The organism is Priestia sp. YIM B13490 (genome assembly GCF_042787735.1).
GTDB lineage: Bacteria > Bacillota > Bacilli > Bacillales > Bacillaceae_H > Priestia > Priestia megaterium.
Map to the genome: position 1 here is coordinate 59,255 of NZ_JBHZOT010000005.1, position 26,363 is coordinate 85,617.

The 26,363-nt window shown below is 39.3% G+C and carries 23 protein-coding genes; 20 read left to right on the plus strand and 3 right to left on the minus strand.

Translation table 11 applies throughout. From position 1 onward, the window contains the following. The first annotated feature begins 17 nt into the window (after positions 1-17). Complete coding sequence (gene spoIVB / locus ACFX4R_RS16585; protein ID WP_016765539.1) at positions 18-1,298, plus strand: SpoIVB peptidase; 1,281 nt, start codon at positions 18-20, stop codon at positions 1,296-1,298. Between the two features lie 227 nt (positions 1,299-1,525). Beyond that, on the plus strand, positions 1,526-2,314 hold the full coding sequence (gene spo0A, locus ACFX4R_RS16590) for a sporulation transcription factor Spo0A (RefSeq protein ID WP_013084985.1): 789 nt from the start codon (positions 1,526-1,528) through the stop codon (positions 2,312-2,314). Positions 2,315-2,704: 390 nt separating this feature from the next. Here spo0A and ACFX4R_RS16595 read toward each other — a convergent pair whose 3' ends face one another. Together ACFX4R_RS16595 and ACFX4R_RS16600 are read right to left on the minus strand one after the other, a co-directional pair. Further along, positions 2,705-4,036 carry a peptide MFS transporter gene (locus tag ACFX4R_RS16595; protein WP_013084983.1) on the minus strand — a complete coding sequence of 444 codons (1,332 nt, stop codon included), beginning with the start codon at positions 4,034-4,036 and terminating at the stop codon, positions 2,705-2,707. A 312-nt stretch (positions 4,037-4,348) separates the two neighbouring features. Then, entirely contained in the window at positions 4,349-4,501 is a 153-nt protein-coding gene (locus ACFX4R_RS16600; RefSeq protein ID WP_013059130.1) for a YycC family protein, read from the minus strand. 124 nt (positions 4,502-4,625) lie between these two features. Between ACFX4R_RS16600 and ACFX4R_RS16605 the strand changes: the two genes are divergently transcribed. Next, a complete protein-coding gene (locus ACFX4R_RS16605) occupies positions 4,626-5,354 on the plus strand; it encodes a glycerophosphodiester phosphodiesterase (protein ID WP_028410665.1) in 729 nt (242 codons plus the stop codon). A gap of 12 nt (positions 5,355-5,366) precedes the next feature. Here the strand turns inward: ACFX4R_RS16605 and ACFX4R_RS16610 are convergent, their stop codons facing one another. Then, entirely contained in the window at positions 5,367-5,618 is a 252-nt protein-coding gene (locus ACFX4R_RS16610; RefSeq protein WP_013059128.1) for a DUF2627 domain-containing protein, read from the minus strand. 174 nt (positions 5,619-5,792) lie between these two features. Here ACFX4R_RS16610 and ACFX4R_RS16615 point away from each other — a divergent pair, with 174 nt between their 5' ends. From ACFX4R_RS16615 to ACFX4R_RS16695, 17 genes are all read left to right on the plus strand, one after another. Then, the gene (locus tag ACFX4R_RS16615) at positions 5,793-7,862 is read left to right on the plus strand and encodes a sigma-54 interaction domain-containing protein (protein ID WP_043976261.1); all 2,070 of its coding nucleotides are present in this window, start codon (positions 5,793-5,795) and stop codon (positions 7,860-7,862) included. A gap of 238 nt (positions 7,863-8,100) precedes the next feature. Beyond that, positions 8,101-9,012 (plus strand): phosphate butyryltransferase, encoded by a 912-nt coding sequence (gene yqiS, locus ACFX4R_RS16620; RefSeq protein ID WP_043976264.1) that lies wholly within the window; start codon positions 8,101-8,103, stop codon positions 9,010-9,012. A gap of 12 nt (positions 9,013-9,024) precedes the next feature. After that, complete coding sequence (gene bcd, locus ACFX4R_RS16625) at positions 9,025-10,128, plus strand: branched-chain amino acid dehydrogenase (RefSeq protein WP_013059125.1); 1,104 nt, start codon at positions 9,025-9,027, stop codon at positions 10,126-10,128. A 96-nt stretch (positions 10,129-10,224) separates the two neighbouring features. After that, entirely contained in the window at positions 10,225-11,304 is a 1,080-nt protein-coding gene (gene buk, locus ACFX4R_RS16630; RefSeq protein ID WP_370511583.1) for a butyrate kinase, read from the plus strand. Positions 11,305-11,332: 28 nt separating this feature from the next. Beyond that, positions 11,333-12,754: a dihydrolipoyl dehydrogenase gene (lpdA, locus tag ACFX4R_RS16635; protein WP_377569967.1), complete on the plus strand. Its 1,422-nt coding sequence runs from the start codon at positions 11,333-11,335 to the stop codon at positions 12,752-12,754. A gap of 20 nt (positions 12,755-12,774) precedes the next feature. Then, positions 12,775-13,767, plus strand: coding sequence for a thiamine pyrophosphate-dependent dehydrogenase E1 component subunit alpha (locus tag ACFX4R_RS16640; RefSeq protein ID WP_013084976.1), 993 nt, complete (start codon positions 12,775-12,777; stop codon positions 13,765-13,767). Between the two features lie 12 nt (positions 13,768-13,779). Continuing rightward, a complete protein-coding gene (locus ACFX4R_RS16645) occupies positions 13,780-14,763 on the plus strand; it encodes an alpha-ketoacid dehydrogenase subunit beta (RefSeq protein WP_013084975.1) in 984 nt (327 codons plus the stop codon). Positions 14,764-14,778: 15 nt separating this feature from the next. Next, positions 14,779-16,038, plus strand: coding sequence for a dihydrolipoamide acetyltransferase family protein (locus tag ACFX4R_RS16650; protein ID WP_162214946.1), 1,260 nt, complete (start codon positions 14,779-14,781; stop codon positions 16,036-16,038). Between the two features lie 260 nt (positions 16,039-16,298). After that, positions 16,299-18,335, plus strand: a complete 2,037-nt coding sequence (locus ACFX4R_RS16655; RefSeq protein WP_377569970.1) for a methylmalonyl-CoA mutase family protein — start codon at positions 16,299-16,301, stop codon at positions 18,333-18,335. Continuing rightward, positions 18,328-20,478 carry a methylmalonyl-CoA mutase gene (gene scpA / locus ACFX4R_RS16660; protein WP_025750479.1) on the plus strand — a complete coding sequence of 717 codons (2,151 nt, stop codon included), beginning with the start codon at positions 18,328-18,330 and terminating at the stop codon, positions 20,476-20,478. Before ACFX4R_RS16655 ends, scpA begins: the two co-directional genes overlap by 8 nt. Before the next feature lie 16 nt (positions 20,479-20,494). Further along, on the plus strand, positions 20,495-21,490 hold the full coding sequence (gene meaB / locus ACFX4R_RS16665; protein WP_165575811.1) for a methylmalonyl Co-A mutase-associated GTPase MeaB: 996 nt from the start codon (positions 20,495-20,497) through the stop codon (positions 21,488-21,490). Positions 21,491-21,683: 193 nt separating this feature from the next. Next, positions 21,684-22,121, plus strand: a complete 438-nt coding sequence (locus ACFX4R_RS16670) for a BrxA/BrxB family bacilliredoxin (protein ID WP_013059116.1) — start codon at positions 21,684-21,686, stop codon at positions 22,119-22,121. A gap of 281 nt (positions 22,122-22,402) precedes the next feature. Then, positions 22,403-23,206: a transporter substrate-binding domain-containing protein gene (locus ACFX4R_RS16675; protein WP_370506066.1), complete on the plus strand. Its 804-nt coding sequence runs from the start codon at positions 22,403-22,405 to the stop codon at positions 23,204-23,206. 31 nt (positions 23,207-23,237) lie between these two features. Continuing rightward, complete coding sequence (locus tag ACFX4R_RS16680; RefSeq protein WP_013059114.1) at positions 23,238-23,897, plus strand: amino acid ABC transporter permease; 660 nt, start codon at positions 23,238-23,240, stop codon at positions 23,895-23,897. Beyond that, positions 23,890-24,612, plus strand: a complete 723-nt coding sequence (locus ACFX4R_RS16685; protein ID WP_013059113.1) for an amino acid ABC transporter ATP-binding protein — start codon at positions 23,890-23,892, stop codon at positions 24,610-24,612. The genes ACFX4R_RS16680 and ACFX4R_RS16685 overlap by 8 nt, the downstream gene beginning before the upstream one ends. A gap of 159 nt (positions 24,613-24,771) precedes the next feature. Beyond that, complete coding sequence (locus tag ACFX4R_RS16690) at positions 24,772-25,722, plus strand: aromatic acid exporter family protein (RefSeq protein ID WP_013059112.1); 951 nt, start codon at positions 24,772-24,774, stop codon at positions 25,720-25,722. 98 nt (positions 25,723-25,820) lie between these two features. Further along, on the plus strand, positions 25,821-26,345 hold the full coding sequence (locus ACFX4R_RS16695) for a L,D-transpeptidase (protein WP_043976277.1): 525 nt from the start codon (positions 25,821-25,823) through the stop codon (positions 26,343-26,345). Positions 26,346-26,363: the final 18 nt, after the last annotated feature.

The window sequence follows — 26,363 nt, forward strand, 5'->3', positions numbered from 1 at the left end:
GCGAGGAGAGTGAAAACATGCAAAATCGATACAGACATATAATTGGTGCGATTCTCCTTGTTTCGTTCATTTTTGTAGGATTTATTCCAGTTGTGCAACAATATATACACATTCCAAAACAAATCGTCTTATTTGAACAGCAAAAAGAAAAAATTAATACGACATTACCGCTTAGCGTAGAAGCTTCATCACCTGTTTACGATGTAACAAGTAACAAGGCGAAGCTGACCGTAGCAGGCAAACAAGTAGGCAAAGAAGAGTTGATGCTTCATTTGGCCGGTATTCCTGTAAAGCGTGTAGACGTGCAGGTATTATCTGATTTTAAAGTCATTCCAGGTGGACAATCAATCGGTGTGAAATTAAATTCAAAAGGTGTTCTTGTTGTAGGCTATCATCAAGTAGATACAGCAAAAGGTAAAAGATCTCCTGGCGAAATTGCGGGTATTCAAGTTGGAGATATGATTACGAAGATTAATGGTAAAACCATTGAAAAAATGAGTGATATTACACCGTTTATTCAGCAGGCAGGAAAAACGGGTGAACCATTAAATCTGCATATTTTAAGAGAAAAAAAGCAGTTTGACACTAAGCTATATCCGTTAAAAGATAAGCAAGATTATGCTTACAGAATCGGTTTATATATCCGTGATTCAGCTGCAGGAATTGGCACAATGACTTTTTATGATCCAAAATCTAAAAAATACGGCGCTTTAGGTCATGTTATTTCGGATATGGATACAAAAAAGCCAATCGTAGTAGAAGATGGACAAATTGTCCGTTCGACCGTTACATCAATTGAAAAAGGTTCTAACGGCGTTCCCGGCGAAAAGCTAGCAAGGTTTTCTGAAGATAGACAAATCATTGGAAATATTACACGAAATAGTCCTTTTGGTATTTTTGGAAAATTGTCTTCAACGATGGAAAATGGAATAATGGATAAAGCAATGCCAATTGCCCTATCTCATCAAGTAAAAGAAGGACCGGCTAAAATTCTAACGGTAGTAGATGATGATCAAGTAGAAGAATTTGATATTGAAATTATGAGTACTATACCTCAAAAGTTTCCGGCTACTAAAGGAATGGTTATTAAAATTACAGATCCTAAATTGCTAAAGAAAACAGGTGGAATTGTTCAAGGAATGAGCGGGAGCCCGATTATTCAAAACGGTAAAGTCGTTGGAGCGGTTACCCATGTTTTTGTAAATGATCCTACCTCGGGTTACGGTGTCCATATTGAATGGATGCTTAACGAAGCAGGAATCGATATTTATAAAAATAATCGAAAAAAAGCGAGCTAATGTTGTCATTAGTTCGCTTTTTTTGATAAAAATTATTGTCGTAAATGTAAGAGAAAAACGTCGAAAAACAAAGAAAATAAGAGAAAATCGAATAAATTCCATTTAAAAGACTTTTTTCTAAAAAAATAAAGGAAATAATGTTGCATTGTCGAATTTGTCCTTTAGAATAAAGAATAGAGACACGTAGGAAACGACGTATAACATAAAGGACTGAGGAGGAAGCTGCATTGAAAAAAATTAAAGTATGCTTGGTTGATGATAATCGGGAACTAATTGGTTTGCTTGAAGATTATATTTCAGAGCAAGAAGACATGGAAGTAATCGGAGTAGCTTACAATGGACAAGAGTGTTTATCCATTTTAAAAGATAAAGATCCGGATGTTCTTGTATTAGACATTATTATGCCGCATCTAGATGGATTAGCAGTTTTAGGTCAGTTAAAAGAAATGAAAAAAGAAAATTATCCAAATGTCATTATGCTAACAGCATTTGGGCAAGAAGACGTAACGAAAAAAGCGGTTGATTTAGGAGCTGCTTATTTTATTCTAAAGCCGTTTGATATGGAAAACTTAGTGAATCATATTCGTCAAGTTAGCGGACAAACATCTTCATTCATGCAACGTTCATCTTCTTCCATGCGTTCACATCGCGACAGCAAACCAGCAAATTTAGATGCAAGCATTACGAGCATTATTCACGAAATTGGTGTACCTGCTCATATCAAAGGCTATTTGTATTTGAGAGAAGCCATTTCAATGGTATATAAGGATATTGAGCTGCTTGGGTCGATTACAAAAGTACTGTATCCTGATATTGCAAAAAAATATAATACAACGGCAAGCCGCGTTGAGCGCGCCATTCGTCATGCCATTGAAGTAGCATGGAGCCGAGGAAACATTGATTCCATTTCTTCATTATTCGGGTATACTGTCAGCATGTCAAAAGCGAAGCCGACAAATAGTGAATTTATCGCTATGGTTGCGGATAAATTACGTCTTGAACATAAAGCGAGTTGAAAGGGATAGGACTGCTGGAATTACGGGGTTTTGAGTGAGTTTATACCTTTTGTAATACAGAGTACATGCCGATAAATCTTTGGAATTTACACTAGATAGTAAACTAAAAACCAATAAACTTTTTACTGCAGGGCCGATGAATTTTACTCATTCATTGGTCTTTTTATTTTGTTTTAAGAGGTGAAAATATTGAGGTTAATGGAACGTGCATCTTGTTTTTCTTCATATCCATAGTGGAGTATTTTATTGAAATAATTTATTTAATTGTTATGAGGGTTTTGTGTTTGAAAGAAGATTTAGAAGATGTATTGAAAAATTCATGTCCATATTTTAAATGGGATATAGATAAGTAAATTATAAAAAAGCAGCCTTCAGAAAAGGCTGCTTTTTTTAATCCATTAATTTAGCAATCGGTTTTGAAAGGAACAGAACAATAATTCCAAGTACAATTGTTACAGCTCCGATTAAGCTGAAGATATCGAAATAACCTAAAGACTGTGTATAAGATGCAAGAACACCCGCTAGCTTATTAGCGACAGCAGAGCTTGCCATCCATACGCCCATTAAAAGAGAAGCAAGCTTTAATGGAGCCAGTCTACTTACCATAGACAGCCCTACTGGCGAAATCATAAGCTCAGCTAGCGTGTGCAGGAAGTAAGTGAAAATCATGAACAGGATATTTACTTTTAAAGCTGGGTCATTACCAGTATACATAACGGCTGGAATTAAAATTAAGAATCCTAATCCCACTGTCACAAGTCCCATACCCATTTTTGTTGGCGTTTTGAAATCACCGCGTTTTGAATTTCCGAGCTTGTACCAAACTAGTGACATAATTGGTGCTAAAATCATGATAAACAGCGGATTCAATGATTGGAACCACTCTGTTGGAACCGTGAAACTACCTATTTGACGATTAATTTGATCTTGAGCATATAGCGTTAAAGAACTTCCGGCCTGTTCAAAAGCTGTCCAGAAAGCAATAACAACGAAGGCTAGAATAACGATAGCAACCGTTCTTTTCTTTTCTCGTGCTGACAGCGGAGCAGTTGATGTTTGAGATGCCGCTGCGTGAACTTTTCCTGTAGGCTCTTTCCCGATATCACCTAAGTAGCGATTAGCCAGTAGGTTAAATAAAATTTGTCCAACAACCATTCCGATAGCTGCTGTTAAAAATCCGTATTTGTAACTCATTAATCCAACAACTAACGGTGCGAAAAATGCACCAAAGTTAATACCCATATAAAAAATGGTAAAAGCACCGTCACGGCGAGGATCATTTTCTTCATAGAGATCTCCGACCAATGTGGAGATATTTGGTTTGAAAAATCCGTTTCCGATAATTAATAAAGCAAGTCCGATATACAAAGCGGCTACACTTTGATGAATGAAGATGGAAAAATTCCCGAGTGCCATAATCACACCGCCGATAGTGATGGCTAGCCTTCTTCCGAGGAAGCGGTCTGTTAAATATCCGCCAATCATCGGCGTAATGTAAACAGCACTAGTGAATGTTCCATATAAGCTCAGTGCAGTTGCTTTATCTACCCCTAGTCCACCTTGAGCAGCGGTAGCAGTTAAATAAAGAACCAGAATGGCTCTCATTCCATAATAACTAAATCTTTCCCATGCCTCAGTAGCGAATAATAAGTACAGTCCAGGAGGGTGTTTTTTCCTAGACCCATTTGGCTGCTGATTTTCGTGTTGTACAGCTGCTTGCATAATGAAGTCCCCCTAAATTTTTCTCATACTATTTAATTCTTTTGTTTGAATTAATCAAAAAATCAGAATATAAGTACTGGAATAAATATAATGTCTTTTTATTTTAGTAGAAAAACAATAATTTCGTCAATGAAATTATATGGAAAAATCAAAAAATAATTAAATATACACAAAAAAGTATTAAATTACTTATTTAAAAGCATTTTTAAAAATACATTTATATTATTAAATATTCTAATATATGTTATAGGGAATGAAATGAGAAGGTAATACTATTTTTGGAAATGGAAATTCAAAAGAAAAAAGGATCTGTTATTCAGATCCTTTTTTATCTTCGCTCGCATTTAATTCAGCAAGTTTCTGCAGCAAAATATGCTGAGGCATATGCATTAATTGCTCGAGGGGGATATTTAATTGTTCCGCTAATTTTACGGCTGTATCCGGTGAAATTTGCAGTGGTCTCATACACAACAACCTCCTTTTGCATATAAAGTAATGAAAGTAAAAAAGTATAAACAGTAAATTCGTGCTTTCACTATTAAGTAATGCTAAAGTTAATAATAAGTGATAATAGAGGAGTTGAGCAAGTATGTTTGTAATAGGTCATCGCGGCGCAGCTGGAACGTTTCCTGAAAATACGATGATTTCCTTCAAAGAAGCAGCGAGAGTTGGAGCACACGGAATTGAACTTGATGTGCATATGACAAAGGATGGAGAACTTGCTGTAATTCATGATGAAAAAGTAGATCGAACGACGAATGGAAAAGGGTATGTAAAAGATTTTACGTATCAAGATTTAAAAAAATTAGATGCGAGCTATAAGTTCAAAAAAAAGTATGGAGTATGTAAAATCCCCACGTTAAATGAAGTAATGGAGTGGGCTTCAAGTGAAGGAATTAGCGTAAATATTGAGCTGAAAAACAATATATTTGACTATCCATACTTGGAAATGAAAGTCTTGGATTTAATTTATTTATACAAGATGAAGGATCGAACGATGATTTCATCTTTTAATCATAACAGCTTAGCCCGAATTGGTTCTCTGGATTCTACGATTGAAACAGCTATTTTATATTCTTATCCGATGTATGAGCCTTGGGTATATGCGCAGCATCTTGGCGCAAAAGCTCTTCACCCTAATCAGCGTACTGTTAATGAAGTAAATGTAGCGGCTTCAAAAGATTGTCAAATTCCAGTGCGACCTTACACAGTAAATGATGTAAAAGTAGCTGAGCAGCTTCGAAAATATGGATGTGAATCCGTTATTACCGATTATCCAGAAAAAATGGTGAAGCAATTTGGAGGACGCTTTTCGTAAAAAAACATCGCATTAATGCGATGTTTTTTTATCTTTTTGAAATCTGTTTTGAACTTTGTTTCGCTTGCGGTCTCTGTGCAGAATAAAGCCAGCAACAAATCCAAGGCCGATTAAAAATAATAGAAGGCCGACTGAAAATTGCAAAAATAAAGAAGGGAACGGGGATTGCAGGATGCCAAAAATCATATCTCTCATAAGTTTAATGCCATAGCCAGCGAGTATACCGGGAATAAGTAAGATTAGCAGTGCGATAATTCGAACCATAACTGCTCCTTTCGCTTCTCTTTTTTAAAATGAATGCGTTTACATTATGAAACCGTTATACTTGAATCATAAAAGAACTAAATAAATTGTCAAGAGCGTTTCTTTTTTTATATGATAGGTATATGCAATATTTTGCACGGGATATGTACATATTAAGTAGAAAAGGTGAAAAATATGCAAAATGTGTTGATCGTTGGAGGAGGAAAAGGCGGATTAGCTATTCTGAAAATCTTGTTGGAAACAGAATTTATGAAAGTGATTGGTGTAGTAGACGTACGAGCTAACGCGCCGGCTGTTTTGCATGCGCAAGAACAAGATATTTCAACCGGAATGAATTGGGAGCCTTATATGACAAAGCAGCTCGATGTCATTGTTGAAACAACAGGTAAACAAGGCGTCTTTCAACAATTGCAAAGAAGCAAACCCGCTGATGCACTGGTAGTGCCGGGATTGGTTGCTGAAATTATGGCAAATCTGATGGAGGAAAAAGAAGAGTTAATTCAGAGGTTAAAGCAAGAATCGTATAAATATGATCTTATTTTTAACGCAGCTCATGATGCGATGGTCGTGATTGATAGGAATGGATATATTACGCTATTTAATCAAAGTGCCGAGCGTTTGACGAACTTTTCACACAGAGATGTAATTGGTAAGCATCTTCATGAAGTCATTCCAAATAGTAAACTTGTTGATGTTCTTCATACAAAAACGATTGATCAAAATAGTGAATTTGTGTTAGATAGCGGACGGAAGGTAATTACGACTAGAATACCAATACTCGACGAGAATGGAGAGCTGTTTGGGGCCTTTTCGATTTTTAAAGATATTACGGACGTTGTCGGATTGGCAGAAGAAGTTACGAACTTAAAAGAAGTACAAACTATGCTTCAAGCTATTATACAATCTTCTGAAGAAGCTATTTCGGTTGTCGATGAAGAAGGAAGAGGGATTTTAATTAATCCTGCTTATACAAGAATTACGGGTTTAAAAAAGACGGATATTATTGGTCAGCCCGCGACTGCCGATATCTCTGAAGGAGACAGTATGCACATGAAGGTACTGCAAACAAGGCGTCCTGTCCGAGGTGTAAGAATGAGGCTCGGTCCGAGTAAAAGAGACGTGGTTGTCAATGTTGCCCCCGTTATTGTTGATGGAAAATTAAAAGGCAGCGTTGGTGTTATTCATGATATGTCTGAAATTCAAGAGCTTACAAATGAACTCAAAAGAGCGCGTCAAATTATCAGAACGCTTGAAGCGAAATATTCATTTGCTGATATCATTGGTCAATCTGAAGAGTTTCAGTTAGCAATTGAGCAGGCTAGACTTGCTGCTAAAACACCAGCTACTGTTTTGCTTAGAGGTGAATCTGGGACGGGTAAAGAGCTGTTTGCACATGCGATTCATAATGCGAGCAGCCGAAAGTTTAACAAATTTGTCCGGATTAACTGTGCTGCGCTTTCTGAGTCCTTGCTTGAAAGTGAACTTTTTGGGTACGAAGAAGGAGCTTTTTCCGGGGCAAAAAGAGGGGGGAAACGCGGCGTTTTTGAAGAAGCCAATAACGGTAGCATCTTTTTAGATGAAATCGGGGAGCTCTCAGCTCATATGCAGGCTAAGCTGCTTCGGGTGCTTCAAGAAAAAGAGCTTATTCGCGTTGGAGGAACGACTCCTATTCCGGTGAATGTTCGCGTTATTGCAGCTACGAATGTGAATTTAGAAAAAGGAATGGCTGATGGAAGCATCAGACAGGACTTGTATTATCGGCTAAACAAAATTCCGATTCACATACCTCCTCTTCGGAAGAGAAAAGAGGATATTGGTGCGCTTGTTACACACTTAATTACAAAAATTAATCAAGATTACGGCCGGCATGTTGAAGGAGTAACAGAGCGGGCTTTACAGTCATTAAGATCATACGACTGGCCAGGAAACGTCAGAGAGCTTGAAAACATATTAGGCAGAGCGATTATTTATATGCACTATACAGAAACAATGATTGATTCTGTTCATCTCCCTTCACTTGAAGGCAAGGGCAAAAAAGAAAAAAATCAGGTGAATGAAGAGGTAATGTTCGAAGGGAAGACTTTAGCGCACATGATGGAAAATTACGAAGCGGAACTTATTCAAAAAGTGCTGCTTGCAAACGAGTATAACCGAACGAAAACAGCAAAACAGCTCAATATTTCCCTGCGTTCTTTGTATTATAAGTTGGAAAAATACAATCTTGCAAATAACAGCATGCAATAAAATGCATGGTGTGCAATTTATTGCATATAAATAGAGAGGTATTCTTTTTTTCTATTTGGTGTTAGAATCAATAAAAAATTTTTTTTGTGCGTAAGAACGGATATAAGCAGCTATATTATGTAATATATGCAGAGGATGGCACAAATCTTGCATGTATTTTAGGTGACTGCATAAACGCGCAGTATGCTCTTTAAAACGGAGCAAAAGAAAGAATGAAAAAGGAGAGGTCGAACATTCCATGACTCTTGCTACCATCTTATCTCGGGTTGCTAAGCAGTCTTCTTTGACTGTTGCTGTTGCAGCAGCTGAAGACTTAGAAACAATTGAGGCAGTGTATGAAGCTGTGTCAAGGGAAGTTTCTGAATTTATTTTGTTTGGCAACGAAACGACAATTAATGAATTATTCAGGCTGTACCGCCCATCCTTACTCACTCATAAGGCTGTGACGGTCGTACATACGGAGTCCGTTTTAGAAGCGGCTCAATTGGCTGTGCGTTCAGTTCAGCAAGGTCAAGCTCATATCGTAATGAAAGGGAATTTATCCACATCGCTTATCTTAAAAGCTGTGTTAAATAAAGAGCATGGTTTGCGTACGGGAAATGTTTTATCACATGTAGCTGTATTTGACGTTCCCCACTATGACCGTCCGATTCTTGTAACAGATGCGGCTATGAATATTACGCCGTCTCTGGAAGAGAAAGTTCAAATCATTCAAAATGCGGTGAACGTTGCCCACTCGATTGGGATCGAGATGCCAAAGGTAGCTCCTATTGCAGCGGTTGAAGTTGTGAACTCTTTGATGCCTGCAACAGTAGAGGCTGCCCTTCTTACACAGATGAACCGCAGAGGACAAATTAAAGGCTGCGTGATTGATGGACCTTTAGCACTCGACAATGCCATTAACATAGAAGCAGCCAAGCAAAAAGGCATTCAAAGTGAAGTTGCCGGTCAAGCAGATATATTACTCGTTCCAGCAATTGAAACAGGGAACGTCTTATATAAATCCCTTATTTATTTTGCTAAAGCAAAAGTTGGAGCTATTCTAGCAGGAGCAAAAGCTCCGGTCGTCTTAACATCCAGAGCAGATTCATCAGAAAGTAAATTATACTCACTGGCGCTTGCTATCAGCGTCGCTCAACAGAATTCTTAGGAGGCACTAACAATGAAAATTTTTGACTATATGGAAACATACGATTACGAGCAGTTATTATTTTGCCAAGATAAAGATTCAGGCTTAAAAGCCATTATTGCCATTCACGATACAACAATTGGACCAGCTCTAGGCGGTACAAGAATGTGGACATATGAATCAGAAGAGGCTGCAATTGAAGATGCGCTTCGTCTATCACGCGGAATGACTTATAAAAATGCAGCAGCAGGCTTGAATTTAGGAGGAGGGAAAACGGTTATTATCGGAGATCCTCGCAAAGATAAAAATGAAGCAATGTTCCGTGCATTTGGTCGCTTTATTCAAGGGTTAAATGGTCGATATATTACAGCAGAAGATGTGGGCACAACGGTAGAGGATATGGATATTGTATATGAGGAAACGGATTATGTAACGGGTGTATCTCCTGCTTTTGGTTCATCAGGCAATCCATCACCAGTCACAGCCTACGGCGTATACCGAGGAATTAAAGCAGCAGCAAAAGAAGCATTTGGAACAGATATGCTTGAAGGAAAAGTAGTAGCTGTCCAAGGTGTAGGAAACGTAGCGTATAATTTATGCCGCCACCTTCACGAAGAAGGAGCAAAACTTATTGTAACGGATATTAATAAAGAAGCTGTTCAGCGTGCGGTAGAAGAATTTGGTGCGCAAGCAGTAGACCCGAATGATATTTATGGTGTAGAATGTGATATCTATGCTCCTTGTGCACTTGGAGCAACGATTAACGATGAAACGATCCCTCAAATAAAAGCAAAAGTTATTGCAGGGGCAGCTAATAATCAATTGAAAGAAACGCGTCATGGTGATTTAATTCATGAATTAGGCATTGTATATGCACCCGACTATGTTATTAACGCAGGAGGCGTTATTAACGTAGCTGATGAGCTAGTTGGATATAACCGTGAGCGTGCCCTGAAAAAAGTTGAAGGTATTTATGATAATATTGAAAAGGTAGTTGAAATCTCAAAGCGAGATGGCATTCCAACCTATCTAGCAGCAGATCGCTTAGCTGAAGAAAGAATTGAAAAGCTGCGTCGTTCACGCAGTCAATTTTTACAAAATGGACAGCATATTTTAAGTAGACGTCATACGCGCTAATGTTTGAGCTGAAGGCTAGGCAAAAGGAATAAATGAAATCCTTTCGACCTAGCCTTCGTTTATGAGAATGATAAGGTAGGAGGACATGTGTTGGATATGCACGAATATCGAATGCTGATAATAAATCCGGGTTCAACGTCCACAAAAATTGGCGTATTTCACAACGATAAACCAATTTTTGATCGAACAATCCGCTACGATTCACAGCAAATGAATCAGTTTGAGACGATATATGCACAGTATGAGTTCCGTAAAAACTCGATTTTAGAGGCACTTGATGAAGAAGGGATTAATTTATCTAAATTAAGTGCAGTATGTGGAAGAGGAGGGCTTTTACGCCCGATTGAAGGCGGCACATACGAAGTAAATCAAGCCATGCTCAAAGATTTAAAAGACGGTTATGCCGGCCATCATGCTTCAAATTTAGGCGGGATTTTAGCTTTTGAGATTGCATCTGGATTAAATATACCAGCGTACATTGTTGATCCAGTGGTGGTAGATGAGCTAAGTGACATCGCTCGTATCTCAGGAACTCCTTTTATGGAAAGGAAAAGCATCTTTCACGCGCTGAATCAAAAATCGGTTGCTCGAAAAGTGGCTAAAGAAATGAATAGCACATATGAACAAATGAACGTTATTGTTACCCATATGGGTGGAGGCATTACAGTCGGAGTTCACCAACGCGGAAAAGTAATTGATGTGAACAATGGCCTGCACGGTGACGGTCCTTTTAGTCCAGAGCGCGCTGGCGGTGTACCGGTTGGTGAATTAGTTCGTCTTTGCTTTTCAGGTCAGTATTACCGCGAGGAGATTATGAAAATGCTTGTAGGGAAAGGCGGGCTTGTCGGTTATTTGGGCACATCTGACGTGCAGAAAGTCGAAGCGCTAGTGAAAAATGGAAACGAAAAAGCTAAGCTTATCTACGAAGCAATGGCTTATCAAATTTCGAAGGAAATTGGAGCTGCCAGTACGGTATTGCATGGAAAAGTAGATGCCATTATTTTAACGGGAGGCATTGCTTATTCAAAAGCGTTTGTTGAGCTGATTATTAATCATGTAAAGTGGATTGCAGATGTCATTGTTTATCCTGGAGAAAATGAGCTTCAAGCGCTAGCTGAAGGGGCTCTCCGAGTGCTTACAGGTGAAGAAGAAGTGAAGGAATATAAAGGCGCTTAATAGCGTTTGCAGAAAGGTGTGAAGCAGTGTGGCAAAAGAATATGATTTGGTCATTCTCGGCGGTGGAACCGGAGGGTACGTAGCAGCTATTCGTGCCTCTCAGTTAGGTCTATCGGTAGCGGTTGTAGAAAAAAATAAGTTAGGCGGCACATGCCTGCACGCAGGGTGTATCCCAAGCAAAGCTTTACTAAGAAGTGCAGAAGTCTACCAAACAGCTAAGAAAAGCAGTGAATTTGGCATAGAAACGTCCAATGTGCTATTGAACTATGCACGTGTACAAGAACGAAAGTCAGAAATTGTTTCACAGTTACATAATGGTGTTAAACAGCTAATGAAAAAAGGTAAAATTGACGTATATGAAGGAATTGGACGTATTTTAGGCCCTTCTATTTTTTCTCCTATGCCAGGAACTATCTCCGTCGAATTAAAAAGCGGTGAAGAAAACGAAATGCTTATTCCAAAGAATGTAATTGTCGCAACCGGGTCTCGTCCTAGAACATTACCTGGTCTAACGATTGACGGAGAGAAAGTAATCACTTCAGATGAAGCATTAAAGATGGAAACACTTCCTGCTTCTATTATTATTGTGGGAGGCGGCGTCATTGGAATTGAATGGGCGTCAATGCTCACAGATTTTGATGTTGATGTAACGGTTGTGGAATACAGCGATCGAATTTTACCAACAGAAGATCAAGATATCTCCCGTGAAATGACGAAGCTTTTAAAAGCAAAAGGAGTTAACATTATTACTTCTGCTAAAGTAATGGCTGATACACTGTCTATTGATGGTCAGGTGAAAATTTCCACTCAAGTAGGAGACGATATGCAAGAATATGAAGCAGAAAAGCTGCTTGTATCTGTAGGGCGTCAAGCGAATGTCGAAGGAATTGGTCTCGAGAATACCGATATTGTAGTAGAAAACGGTGTGATTGCCACAAATGATTTTTATCAAACGAAAGAATCTCATATCTACGCAATTGGAGATGTGATTGGCGGACTGCAGCTTGCACATGTAGCTTCTCACGAAGGAATTGTAGCTGTGGAGCATTTACATGGTGAAAAGCCTTTGAAGATTGATTATACAACAATCTCTAAATGCGTATACAGCAGCCCGGAGGCAGCAAGTGTAGGATTAACAGAACAAGAAGCAAAACAGCAAGGGTTTCAGCTGAAGGTTGGAAAGTTTCCGTTTAAGGCCGTTGGAAAAGCTCTTGTATATGGAGAGGCAGAGGGGTTTGTTAAAATTATTGCTGATGCCGACACAAATGATGTCCTTGGTGTGCATATGATTGGACCTCACGTGACGGATATGATCTCTGAAGCAGGTCTTGCAAAGGTATTGGATGCTACACCATGGGAAATTGCTCATACCATTCATCCTCACCCTAGCCTTTCAGAAGCGATGGGAGAAGCTTCATTAGCTGTAGATGGAAAAGCGATTCATTTTTGATGATTAAAGGAGGTTTAAACATGACAAAAAACCGTCATGAATCATTAGGATTAACTGATGAACAAGTACTTGAAATGTACCGCACTATGCTGCTTGCACGAAAAATTGATGAGCGTATGTGGCTATTAAATCGTGCAGGGAAGGTGCCTTTTGTTATTTCATGTCAAGGTCAGGAAGCCGCTCAAGTTGGCGCAGCTTTTGCCTTAAATAGAGAGAATGATTACATATTACCTTATTACCGCGATCTGGGTGTTGTGCTAGCATTTGGAATGACTGCGCGCGATTTAATGCTTTCTGGGTTTGCTAAAGCAGAAGATCCAAACTCAGGAGGTCGTCAAATGCCAGGTCACTTTGGCCATAAGGAAAAGCGAATTGTAACAGGATCTTCTCCAGTTACAACACAGGTGCCTCATGCAGTAGGAATCGCTTTAGCAGGACGATTGGAGAAAAAAGACTTAGTAACGTTTGTGACGTTTGGAGAAGGATCTTCTAACCAAGGAGATTTCCATGAAGGCGCGAACTTTGCAGGTGTTCATAAGCTTCCTGTTATCTTTATGTGTGAAAATAACAAGTATGCGATTTCTGTTCCGGTTGAAAAGCAGCTAGGATGCGCAAAAGTATCTGATCGTGCAATTGGATATGGTATGCCAGGCTACACAATTGATGGAAACGATGTCCTTGAAGTATACCGAGTGGTAAAAGAAGCAAGAGATCGTGCATCCAGAGGAGAAGGACCTACTCTTATTGAAACTGTTTCAGAGCGTTTGACTGCCCATTCAAGTGATGACGATGATCGTGCATATCGCGGAGCAGAAGAATTGTCTGAAGCTAAAAAGAGCGATCCGCTTGCGTACTTTGCGACTTATTTAAAAGAGGTTAACGTGTTAACCGATGAAAGAGAAAAACAAATGCTTGATGATATTATGAACATCGTTAATGATGCAACAGATTATGCTGAAAACGCTCCTTATGCAGAAGCGGAATCGGCTTTAAAATACGTGTACGGTGAGTAAGGAGGAGAACATATGCCGGTTATTTCATATATTGATGCAGTAACAATGGCCATTCGTGAAGAAATGGAAAGAGATTCCCGCGTGTTTGTATTAGGAGAAGACGTAGGGAAAAAAGGCGGCGTATTTAAAGCAACCAACGGACTATACGAACAGTTCGGGGAAGAAAGAGTCATTGACACGCCTCTTGCAGAGTCTGCTATTGCAGGGGTAGGAATCGGAGCGGCAATGTACGGCATGCGTCCGATTGCTGAAATGCAATTTGCTGATTTTATTATGCCCGCAGTCAATCAAATTGTGTCAGAAGCAGCGAAAATTCGCTATCGTTCTAATAATGATTGGAGTTGTCCAATTACAATTCGAGCTCCTTACGGCGGCGGAGTTCACGGTGCTCTTTATCATTCTCAATCTGTTGAAGCACTATTTGCCAATACGCCAGGGTTAAAGATTGTGATGCCTTCTACGCCTTATGACGTAAAGGGATTATTAAAAGCAGCTATTCGTGATGATGATCCAGTTCTTTTCTTTGAGCATAAGCGTGCGTACCGTTTGATTAAAGGAGAAGTCCCTGAAGATGATTATGTACTTCCGATTGGCAAAGCAGATGTAAAGAGAGAAGGAGACGACATCACGGTTATTACATATGGTCTTTGTGTACACTTTGCTCTTCAAGCTGCTGAAAAACTGGAAGCAGACGGTATTTCAGCACACATCTTAGATTTAAGAACGGTCTATCCGCTTGATAAAGAAGCTATTATTGAAGCAGCATCTAAAACAGGTAAAGTACTGCTTTTAACGGAAGACAACAAAGAAGGCAGCATCATGAGCGAAGTAGCAGCTATTATTGCTGAACACTGCTTATTCGATTTAGATGCGCCAATTCAGCGCCTTGCTGGCCCTGATGTTCCAGCTATGCCGTATGCACCAACAATGGAAAAATATTTTATGGTGAATCCAGATAAAGTAGAAAAAGCAATGAGAGAATTAGCTCAATTTTAAAAGGAGTTGTATCAATTGGCTATTGAAAAAATTACGATGCCGCAGCTCGGTGAAAGTGTAACAGAAGGTACAATTAGCAAATGGCTCGTTTCTGTTGGAGATCACGTAAATAAGTACGACCCGTTAGCTGAAGTCATGACGGATAAAGTAAATGCTGAAGTACCTTCTTCTTTTAGTGGAACAATTAAAGAGTTAATTGCAGGTGAAGATGATACTTTGCCTGTAGGAGAAGTGATTTGTTTAATTGAAGTAGAAGGAACTGTACCTCAAAAAGAACAGAAAACGTCTGATAAGACTGTAGAAGAATCAGCGTCAAAAACAGCGGACAGTCAATCCAATAAAAGTCGATACTCTCCAGCCGTTATGCGTCTGTCACAAGAGCATAATATTAATTTAGATACCGTGACAGGGACAGGGGCGGGCGGCCGCATTACGAGAAAAGATATTTTAGCTGTTATTGAAAAAGGCGGAGCTGCTGAAGTGAAAGAAACACCTGCATCAACAGTTCAGCCAGAAGCACCTGTAGCGGCAGCTGCTCCAAAAACGCAGCAGCCCGCGCCGGTTGTGTCTGCAGCAGGAGATCAAGAAATCCCTGTTACAGGCGTGCGTAAAGCTATTGCAGCAAATATGCTTCGCAGCAAGCACGAAATTCCGCATGCATGGACAATGGTTGAAGTTGATGTAACGAACTTAGTTTCTTATCGTGATGCATTAAAGACGGACTTCAAACAAAAAGAAGGTTTTAACTTAACGTATTTTGCGTTCTTCGTAAAAGCAGTGGCTCAAGCTTTAAAAGAATTCCCTCAAATGAATTCAATGTGGGCAGGAGACCGTATTGTTCAGAAAAAGGACATTAATGTATCGATTGCTGTTGCAACAGACGATGCTTTATTTGTGCCGGTTATTAAACAAGCCGATGAAAAGACAATCAAAGGCATTGCGCGTGAAATTACAGAGCTCGCGCAAAAAGTTCGTACGGGTTCATTGAAGTCTGAAGACATGCAGGGCGGAACGTTTACTGTTAACAACACAGGATCGTTTGGTTCCGTTCAATCAATGGGGATTATTAATTACCCGCAAGCGGCTATTTTACAAGTAGAATCTATTGTAAAACGTCCGGTTATTATTGATAACATGATTGCTGTTCGAGATATGGTTAACTTATGTTTATCACTTGATCACCGCGTGTTAGACGGCTTGGTGTGCGGCAGATTCTTGGCAAGAGTTAAAGAGATTTTAGAATCTACTTCTAAAGAGAATACGTCCGTCTATTAAAACAGAGGCTGACACAAAAATATTTTAGCTGAAGGAAGATCCGAACGATGAATTTAGATTCTTGAAAGAGAATCCAACTCGTTCGGATTTTTTTATGGTGATGGTAAACGTAGGTTAATTATGTCCCGGTCCCTTTTTATTTTGAAGCAATGATTGAACAATTTGTAAAAGATGTATTAAAATAAAAGAAGAATCATCAAACTTCAAAGTGTAATCATCTCGGTTTAGCAGGCAGCTATTAACTGTAAAGGGGCATGGAAATGAAAACAAATACATTATCATTTCATGAATTTACACGTACACCTAAAGAAGATTGGGCACAGGAAGTTAGCGAAAATACCGCGATCTCTTCAAAAGAAACGTTGGAAAACATCTTTTTGAAACCGCTTTATTTCGAAAGTGATACGGCACATTTAGACTACTTACAGCAGAGTCCGGCGGGAATAGATTGTTTAAGCGGAGCCGGTAAAGAATCATACATACTAGGGGAATGGGAAATCACCCAAAAAATCGACTTACCTTCTATTAAAGAAAGCAATAAACTTCTTTTACACAGTTTGAGAAATGGACAAAATACGGCCGCTTTTACGTGCAGTGAAGCAATGAGGCAAGGGAAAGACGTTGATGAAGCAACTGAAGCTGAAGTAGCATCAGGCGGTACAATTTCTACTTTAGAGGATGTTGCTCATTTGTTTCAGCATGTAGCTCTTGAAGCGGTCCCTTTATTTTTAAATACGGGATGTACATCCGTTCCGCTTCTTTCGTTTCTAAAAGCATACTGTGCTGATCATAACTTTAATATGAGACAGCTAAAAGGAACGGTTGGAATGGATCCGCTCGGCACCCTTGCTGAATATGGAAGAGTTCCACTTTCTACTCGAGATTTATACGATCATTTAGCTTACGCAACGCGTTTGGCTCACAGTAATGTTCCAGAGCTCAAAACGATCATTGTATCAAGCATCCCTTACCATAACAGCGGTGCAAACGCTGTTCAAGAACTAGCTTATATGCTTGCTACAGGGGTGCAGTATATTGATGAATGCATAAAACGCGGTTTGTCCTTACATCAAGTTTTACCTCACATGACCTTTTCTTTTTCAGTTAGCTCACATTTATTTATGGAAATATCCAAACTTCGTGCTTTTCGCATGCTTTGGGCAAATGTGGTTCGTGCTTTTGATGACACGGCCGTTTCAGTGCCGTTTATCCATACAGAAACGTCACATCTTACACAGTCTAAAGAAGACATGTATACAAATGCATTAAGGAGCACGGTTCAAGCATTTGCTTCTATTGTAGGAGGAGCGGATAGTCTGCATATTGAGCCATATGATTCTGTCACGTCTTCATCTTCTCAGTTCGCTCATCGCCTTGCCCGTAACACTCACTTAATTTTGCAGCACGAAACACATATATCAAAAGTAACGGATCCTGCCGGAGGCTCTTGGTACGTTGAAGCCTACACACATGAATTAATGACAAAAGCTTGGGAGTTATTTGGCAACATTGAAGACCACGGCGGAATGGAAGAAGCTTTAAAACAAGGGCGAATTCAAGATGAAGTTGAACAAATGAAAGTAAAAAGACAAGAGAATATAGAGTGCCGAATTGAGCGCTTGATCGGAGTCACACACTATGCTCCTAAGCAACAGGATGTATCTCAAGAGATAAAAAGCACCCCGTTTAGAAAAGAAGAAATAAAAATGGATAAATACAGTGATCAGAACGCTTCGGAATTTTCATCAAATCTTTCCCTAGAGGATTATACAAAGCTAGCATCTAAAGGGGTAACAGCAGGGTGGATGCTAAAACAAATGGCGAAGCAGACACAGCCTGACAGTGTTGTGCCGCTCACTAAGTGGAGAGCAGCAGAGAAGTTTGAAAAAATACGGGTTTATACAAAGGGAATGAGCATTGGCATTATGGAGCTCACCGATCCTAACAGCCGTAAAAAAGCTGAGATTGCCCGGTCTTTATTTGAAAGTGCAGGCTTTGCGTGTGAAACAATTAAAAACATAGATTCCTATGTCGAGATAGCAGATTGGATGAATGAACAAAAGCACGAAGCATATGTGATCTGTGGAAGTGATGAACTCGTGGAAAAGCTCTTAACAAAAGCGATGACGTATTTTGAGGAAGATTCCGTTTATGTGTACGTAGTAGGGGAAGAACATGTATCACGCAAAACGCAGTGGCAGCAAAAAGGTGTAATGAGCGTCATACATCCTAAGACGAATGTTATTCAATGCGTTAAGAAGTTATTATGTGCTTTGGAGGTAGAAGTTCATGTATAAAAAGCCTTCTTTTTCTAATATTCCATTATCATTTTCAAAGCAGCAAAGGGAAGATGACGTGACTCAAAGTTCATTCACTGCCTTTCAAACAAATGAACAAATTGAATTAAAATCAGTATATACAAAAAAAGATAGAGATAGCCTCGATTTTATTCACTTTGCACCTGGTGTCCCACCGTTTGTGAGAGGACCGTATGCAACGATGTATGTGAATCGGCCTTGGACTATTAGGCAGTATGCAGGATACTCAACGGCGGAGGAAAGCAATGCCTTTTACCGCCGAAACCTAGCTGCTGGACAGAAAGGGCTGTCTGTTGCTTTTGATCTTGCTACCCACCGCGGCTACGACTCTGATCATCCAAGAGTTGTTGGAGATGTAGGGAAAGCAGGTGTGGCAATTGATTCAATGATAGATATGAAGCAGCTGTTTGAAGGGATTCCGCTTGATCAAATGTCCGTGTCGATGACAATGAACGGGGCGGTGCTTCCTATTTTAGCTTTCTACATCGTAACAGCTGAAGAACAAGGCGTAAAAAAAGAAAAGCTGGCTGGAACGATTCAAAATGATATTTTAAAAGAATATATGGTGCGCAATACGTATATTTATCCTCCTGAGATGTCAATGCGAATCATTGCGGATATTTTTAAATATACAGCGGAGTACATGCCGAAATTTAACAGTATCAGTATATCAGGCTATCATATGCAAGAAGCAGGTGCTCCAGCAGACTTAGAGCTTGCTTATACGCTTGCAGATGGACTTGAATATGTACGAACCGGCTTGAAAGCGGGAATTACAATTGACGCATTTGCTCCGAGGCTATCCTTTTTCTGGGCAATTGGAATGAACTATTTTATGGAAGTAGCGAAAATGAGAGCAGGGAGGCTGCTGTGGGCAAAGTTAATGAAGCAGTTTGAGCCGGATAACCCTAAATCTCTAGCTCTTAGAACGCATTCTCAAACGTCCGGATGGAGCTTAACGGAGCAGGATCCATTTAATAATGTTATTAGAACATGCGTCGAAGCTCTGGCTGCAGTATCAGGACATACGCAGTCGCTTCATACAAACGCACTAGATGAAGCGATTGCTCTTCCAACTGATTTTTCAGCTAGAATTGCCCGAAATACGCAGCTTTATTTACAAAATGAAACGGAGATTTGTTCCGTTATTGATCCTTGGGGAGGCTCTTATTATGTGGAATCATTAACGAATGAATTAATGATAAAAGCGTGGAAGCACCTTGAAGAAATAGAGCAGCTCGGCGGAATGACAAAAGCAATAGAAGCAGGCGTACCTAAAATGAAGATAGAAGAAGCCGCTGCGCGCAGACAAGCAAGAATAGACTCGCAGGCAGAAATTATTGTAGGTGTGAATCAGTTTCAGCCGGAGCAAGAAGAACCGCTTGATATTCTTGATATTGATAACACAGCAGTTCGAATGAAGCAGCTGGAAAAGTTAAAGAAAATACGCAGTGAACGTAACGAACAAGCGGTAATCGAAGCGCTTAATCGACTGACCAATTGTGCCAAAACAGGTGAAGGGAATCTCCTTGCTTTTGCGGTTGAAGCTGCGAGAGCTAGAGCTACACTAGGTGAAATTTCAGAAGCTATTGAGAAAGTGGCTGGAAGACATCAGGCTACTTCTAAGTCAGTCAGCGGGGTATACAGTGCGGAGTTTGTGCATCGAGATCAAATCGAAGAAGTTCGAAAGCTCACGGCTGAATTTTTAGAGGAAGAAGGAAGACGCCCAAGAATTTTAGTCGCAAAAATGGGGCAAGACGGGCATGACAGAGGATCGAAAGTCATTTCAACAGCCTTTGCTGATCTTGGATTTGATGTTGATATCGGTCCTTTATTTCAAACGCCTCAAGAAACAGCAAGGCAAGCTGTAGAAAACGACGTACATGTGATTGGCATAAGTTCTTTGGCAGCCGGGCATAAAACGTTGCTGCCGCAGCTTGTTGATGAGTTAAAGAAATTAGAGCGCGACGATATCGTTGTTATTGTCGGAGGCGTTATTCCTAAACAAGACTACTCATTTCTTTTAGAACACGGCGCTTCTGCAATCTTTGGACCTGGAACAGTAATCCCAAAAGCGGCCGTTTCCGTTTTATATGAAATAAAGAAACGGTTAGAAGAATAGTTGGTGAAGACAATTGGTGAAATTAAAAACGGTACAAGATTATAAACAAGGGCTGCTTGAAGGAAAAAGAACAGCGTTAGCTCAAGCTATTACTTTAATTGAAAGTAAAGCGCCCAAGCATAAAGTAATAGCACAACAGCTGATTAAAGAAATCTATCCTCATACGGGGCATTCAGTGCGCATCGGTTTTACAGGCGTACCCGGAGCAGGAAAAAGTACGCTGATTGACAAATTTGGGTCGTACCTATGCAAAAATGGCCATTCCGTTGCAGTTTTGGCAGTCGATCCAAGCAGTACCTTGTCTGGAGGAAGTATTTTAGGAGATAAAACGAGAATGGAGCTTCTTACCAAACAAGAGAACGCTTTTGTCCGTCCTTCACCTTCTCAAGGAACGCTTGGAGGTGTTCATCTTAAAACGAGAGAAGCCATTTTTCTTTGTGAAGCGGCTGGGTATAACATCATATTTGTCGAAACGATGGGCGTTGGCCAAGGTGAAATGATTGTAAAAGAGATGGTAGACTTCTTTGTTCTGCTTGCTTTAACCGGAGCAGGAGATGATTTGCAAGGAATTAAAAAAGGGCTGCTTGAATGGGTTAATTTGATTTGTGTAAATAAAGCAGACGGGGATAACCGGCTAAAAGCAGAAGTGACTGCAAAAGAATACGAAAGCATCATCGGTTTCCTTCACGATCATTCTGAAGGGTGGAATCCACAGGTCATCACAACTTCTGCTTATGAAGAAGCATCATTTCAAGACTTGTGGAAGATAATTTGTAACTATAAGGAATGGATGAATAAAAATGATCTGTTTTATACAGTAAGACAAAAGCAAATGAAGGCATGGTTACAAGCAAGTGTTAATGAATATTTACAAGAATCATTTTATGAACATCCTTTAGTTAAGCAAACGTTAGGGGATGTTGAAAAACAAATGATGACGGGAGATGTCACAATGGCTGAAGCTCTCGAACACTTAATTAAAACCTACCAGCAGGCGATGAAGGAAATATAAAAAAGGATCCTGTATTTTATGCGGATCCTTCTACACTAGGGAGTTAAGAGTATGGTTTTCTAGCTGTAAAAATAGTATCACCATTTCTTTTCTTGTTTAATCTTGATTACCAAGAAAAAATGAGTCAAAGCAATCGCCTTTTTAGTTTTCGTTTGCTATGATAAAGAATAGATAGCAAAAGGGAGGTATGAAAATGAATATCGATTTTAACTTGTTTATGAACGACGTTGTTCGTCAAGCCCGTAAAGAAATTACAGCTGCTGGTTATACAGAATTAACGACGGCTGAAGCGGTAGATGAAACGTTTAAAAAGCCTGGTACAACGCTTGTAATGGTGAATTCAGTCTGTGGTTGTGCAGGAGGTATTGCAAGACCTGCTGCAGCGCACGCTGTACATTATGATAAACGTCCAACAAACTTGGTTACAGTATTTGCTGGGCAAGATAAAGAAGCAACTGCACGTGCACGCGAATACTTTGAAGGTTATCCGCCTTCATCTCCATCTTTCGCCTTATTAAAAGACGGAAAAATTATCACAATGGTAGAGCGTCACGAAATTGAAGGCCATGAGCCAATGTCAGTTGTGATGAAGCTGCAAGAAGCATTCGAACAGCACTGTGAAGAAGTGTAAGAGAGAAGCCGTTTTGAACGGCTTCTTTTTTTATGCGTTTTTTTACCTATCTGTATGCAGGCTTTCTAACGAGTGGAAAATGTTGAGAAAAGGTATTTTCAAATAGTGAAACTTATATTTAAAAAAGATATTGCATATTTATAATGTTGTGTTAAAATACATTTATATGAATATATATTTAAATTTCGACATTTACTTGCAATAGCAAAAAACTTATTTCATAATATTATTAATTTTTAAAAAATAATGTAAGGAATAAACTAGGGGGAACGAAGATGAAATTGAAGAAGTGGTTATCGGTAACGGCAATTGGTCTTTTAACAGCAGGCGTTTTAGCTGCATGCGGAGCAGGAGAAGGAACGTCTAATGGCGGAGCAAGCAGCGACGACAAAGATAAAAAAGTACTAGTAATGGGAACATCAGCAGATTACCCACCATTTGAATATATTGATACGGCAAAAGGTGATAGTGAAGCAATCGGATTTGACGTAGATTTAGCAAAAACAATCGGTAAAAAGTTAGGCTATGACGTACAGGTGAAGGATATGGAATTTGGCGGATTAATTCCAGCTTTACAATCTAATAAAGTCGATTTAGTTTTAGCTGGTATGACGCCAACTGAAAAGCGTAAAAAGAACGTGGACTTCTCAGACGTATATTATGAAGCAAAAAACATGATTGTATCGAAGAAAGATGCCCCAATTAAAAATGCAGAAGAACTAAAAGGAAAAACAGTCGGTGTACAAACTTCTTCTATTCAAGCAGACGAAGCAAAAGAAATTGCAAAAGAAGTTGACGGAGTAAATGTAACAACGCGTGACCGTATTCCAGAACTAATTCAAGAAATGAAATCAAATCGTATCGATGCAGCGATTATTGAAGATACAGTAGCTAAAGGATATGTGAATAAAGACAAAAGCTTGCAAATGTCTGATACAGGGCGTCCAGATTCAAGTAAAGGATCAGCAATCGCATTTCCTAAAGACAGCAAGCTAACGAATGACTTTAACCGTGAATTAAAGAAAATGAAAGAAAACGGTGAATTAGATAAATTAATCGTTAAGTGGTTTGACAACCAAAAATAAGAATGATAGTTAGAGAGGAATGGAACTAGGCATGAATTTGGATTTTTCGCAAATCGTGCCTTCTATGCCTTATATTTTAAAAGGGATAGGGGTAACGATACAGATAGTCCTAGCTTCAGCAATTTTAGGGTTTGTGCTGGGAGTTATTTTATCTTTATGTAAAATCAGCCGCAATAAACCTCTTCAATGGTTTGCGGATGCATATACGTCCGTGTTTCGCGGAACACCGCTAGTACTGCAATTATTATTAATATACTTTGGATTACCTCAGCTGCTCGGGTTTGATATTGCCCCGTTTCCAGCGGCCGTTGCTGCGTTCGGGCTAAACTCTGCAGCATATATATCTGAAATTATTCGCGCTGGTATTTTAGCTGTTGATAAAGGACAGCGTGAAGCGGCATTAGCGTTAGGAATTCCTTATCGCCGCATGATGGGACAAATTATTTTGCCACAGGCACTCAAAAATATTTTACCTGCTTTAATGAATGAGTTCATTACATTAACAAAGGAATCAGCTATCGTTACAGTTATCGGAGCACTCGACATTATGCGACGTGCTTACATTGTAGGTGGAGAAAAATTCGCCTACCTTGAACCGTTAATTTTTGCAGGGTTGATTTATTATGTAATGGTAATGGGCTTAACGCTCCTTGGTAAAGCAGTCGAGAGGAGAATGAGAAAAGGTGATTAATGTTGAAAATCTACACAAATCATTTGGTAAAAATGAAGTTTTAAAAGGTATTTCAACTACGATTAAAGAAAAAGAAGTCGTGGCTGTTATTGGCCCTTCTGGTTCTGGTAAATCTACTTTTTTACGCTGTATGAACCTGCTTGAAGAACCGACGAGCGGAGTCGTTTCAATTAACGGTCAAGTGATTACAGATAAAAAAACAAACATTATGCGTGTGCGTGAAAACGTAGGAATGGTATTTCAGCATTTTCACTTGTTTCCACATATGACAGTGCTTGAAAATTTGACGTATGCTCCGATGACGGTAAAAGGCGTGTCAAGAGAAACGGCTGTTGCTAAAGGCAAAGAATTACTCCAAAAAGTGGGACTTGCTCAGAAAGCCAACGAGTTTCCAAATCGCTTATCGGGCGGTCAAAAGCAGCGTGTAGCTATTGCGAGAGCACTGGCAATGGAGCCGAAAGTGATGCTGTTTGACGAACCAACATCAGCATTGGATCCAGAGATGGTAAAAGAAGTACTAGATGTAATGAAGTCGCTAACAGAAACAGGAATGACGATGGTCATTGTAACGCATGAAATGGGATTTGCACGAGAAGTAGCGGATCGTGTGCTGTTTTTAGACGGCGGTGTTCTTGTTGAAGATGCGCCTCCGGCTGAATTTTTCTCAGCGCCTAAAAGCAAGCGTGCTAAAGATTTCTTAGAAAAGATTTTATAATAAAAAAGTGCAGGAAGAGTACGATCTTTTCTGCACTTTTTTTATTGGAATTTATACGGTACAGCAAGATTTAAGGTTGTGTTATTTTTCTATTCGTGTTAATAAAGAATAGAGTATTTTATCACACTAAAAAGAAACCAACATGTAGGAGTCTAGAAAATGAAATTTAAAATTGGGTACCGGACAATTAAAACAGCCGTCGGTACATCACTGGCTATTATTATAGCTCAGTTCTTTCACCTCGAGTTTTTTGTATCAGCTGGAATTATCACCATTTTGTGCATTCAAAATTCAAAGAAAAAATCGTTGCGAAGTGCAAGCGATCGTTTTATTGCTTGTTCTTTATCCATTCTGTTTTCGTTTATATTCTTTGAAGGGATTGCTTATCATCCACTTGTTATAGGACTGATGCTGCTTTTGTTTATCCCGGTTACGGTTATATTCAAAGTTAATGCAGGCATTGTTACAAGCTCCGTTATTTTGCTTCATATTTACTCCAAAGGCAATATGACATGGGGAATCGTCTTTAATGAACTTGGCTTAATTGTAATTGGGATAGGTGTTGCCCTGCTTGTGAATTTATACATGCCAAGTTTAGATCAAGAGCTTCGCACGTATCAGCAAGAAATTGAAGAGAATTTCCGGTCGATGTTAAAAGAAATTGCCCTGTATCTCAGAACCAATGACAGCAGTTGGGACGGTAAGGAAATTGCAGATACGGTAAAAATTTTAGAAAAAGCAAAAAGCCTTGCGTTTCGTGATGTAGAAAATCATTTTGTGCGTGGGGAAAACTATTATTACCGCTATTTTAAAATTCGTGAAAAACAGCTTGAAATTATTGAGCGAACGCTTCCTCTCATTACCGCTATTGACTTGGTGGTAGAACAGCGCTACATGATTGCCGATTTCATTGAAGAATTAAGTCTATCCATCCACCCCGGTAATACAGCAAAATTATTTTTAGCCAAACTTCAGCATTTACGAGAAGCGTTTGCAGAGATGCCGCTTCCCAAAACGCGGGAAGAGTTTGAAGCGCGTGCCGATTTACTGCACGTAGTCAAAGAAATTGAACAATATTTGGTTATTAAACAAACCTTAAAAATAAGTTAAACAGTATGCATGTTGTTTATCTTGCTTACGAACACTAAACAAGACAAGAGATATCTCTCTTGTCTTCTACTTAGGACTAACGTAAGGTGGTGGATTACGTGCATGTGTTTGCTTTTATCCTTTTACTACTATCTCCGGTTTGGCCATTAGGAGAAACTCCGTTGCCAAATGATCCTTATATTATTATTAATAAACAAAGCAATGAGCTTGCTTATATTCAAAATAAAGAAATTAAACAAATTATTAAAGTAGCAACGGGGAAAACAGTTAATCTGACGCCGGAAGGGGAGTTCACGGTAACAGTAAAAGCTGTTAATCCTTATTATCGGAGAAGTAATATTGAAGGAGGCGCTCCTCAAAATCCTCTAGGTGTAAGGTGGATTGGGTTTGATGCAAGAGAGACTGACGGACGTATTTATGGCATTCATGGTACAAATCAGCCGGATTCCATCGGTAAATATGTATCGAATGGCTGTATTCGCGTAGAAAATCGTGAAGTAAGCCATTTATATGATCAAGTCCCGTTAGGTACAAAAGTATGGATTGTATCTACAGATCAATCTTTTGAAGAGTTAGCCGCTCAAAAAGGCATTGTGAATATACAGCAAAAGACTGGTGACTAGTCACCAGTCTTTTTTATA

Bases quoted from the DNA above. Each gene is read 5' to 3' on its own strand.
- ACFX4R_RS16640 (WP_013084976.1), top strand. From the start codon at position 12,775: ATGACAAAAAACCGTCATGAATCATTAGGATTAACTGATGAACAAGTA.
- ACFX4R_RS16600 (WP_013059130.1), bottom strand. From the start codon at position 4,501: ATGAGACCACTGCAAATTTCACCGGATACAGCCGTAAAATTAGCGGAA.
- ACFX4R_RS16610 (WP_013059128.1), bottom strand. From the start codon at position 5,618: ATGGTTCGAATTATCGCACTGCTAATCTTACTTATTCCCGGTATACTC.
- ACFX4R_RS16670 (WP_013059116.1), top strand. From the start codon at position 21,684: ATGAATATCGATTTTAACTTGTTTATGAACGACGTTGTTCGTCAAGCC.
- buk (WP_370511583.1), top strand. From the start codon at position 10,225: ATGCACGAATATCGAATGCTGATAATAAATCCGGGTTCAACGTCCACA.
- ACFX4R_RS16605 (WP_028410665.1), top strand. From the start codon at position 4,626: ATGTTTGTAATAGGTCATCGCGGCGCAGCTGGAACGTTTCCTGAAAAT.
- ACFX4R_RS16645 (WP_013084975.1), top strand. From the start codon at position 13,780: ATGCCGGTTATTTCATATATTGATGCAGTAACAATGGCCATTCGTGAA.
- ACFX4R_RS16690 (WP_013059112.1), top strand. From the start codon at position 24,772: ATGAAATTTAAAATTGGGTACCGGACAATTAAAACAGCCGTCGGTACA.
- ACFX4R_RS16680 (WP_013059114.1), top strand. From the start codon at position 23,238: ATGAATTTGGATTTTTCGCAAATCGTGCCTTCTATGCCTTATATTTTA.
- spoIVB (WP_016765539.1), top strand. From the start codon at position 18: ATGCAAAATCGATACAGACATATAATTGGTGCGATTCTCCTTGTTTCG.
- ACFX4R_RS16655 (WP_377569970.1), top strand. From the start codon at position 16,299: ATGAAAACAAATACATTATCATTTCATGAATTTACACGTACACCTAAA.
- yqiS (WP_043976264.1), top strand. From the start codon at position 8,101: ATGACTCTTGCTACCATCTTATCTCGGGTTGCTAAGCAGTCTTCTTTG.
- ACFX4R_RS16615 (WP_043976261.1), top strand. From the start codon at position 5,793: ATGCAAAATGTGTTGATCGTTGGAGGAGGAAAAGGCGGATTAGCTATT.
- scpA (WP_025750479.1), top strand. From the start codon at position 18,328: ATGTATAAAAAGCCTTCTTTTTCTAATATTCCATTATCATTTTCAAAG.
- ACFX4R_RS16595 (WP_013084983.1), bottom strand. From the start codon at position 4,036: ATGCAAGCAGCTGTACAACACGAAAATCAGCAGCCAAATGGGTCTAGG.
- bcd (WP_013059125.1), top strand. From the start codon at position 9,025: ATGAAAATTTTTGACTATATGGAAACATACGATTACGAGCAGTTATTA.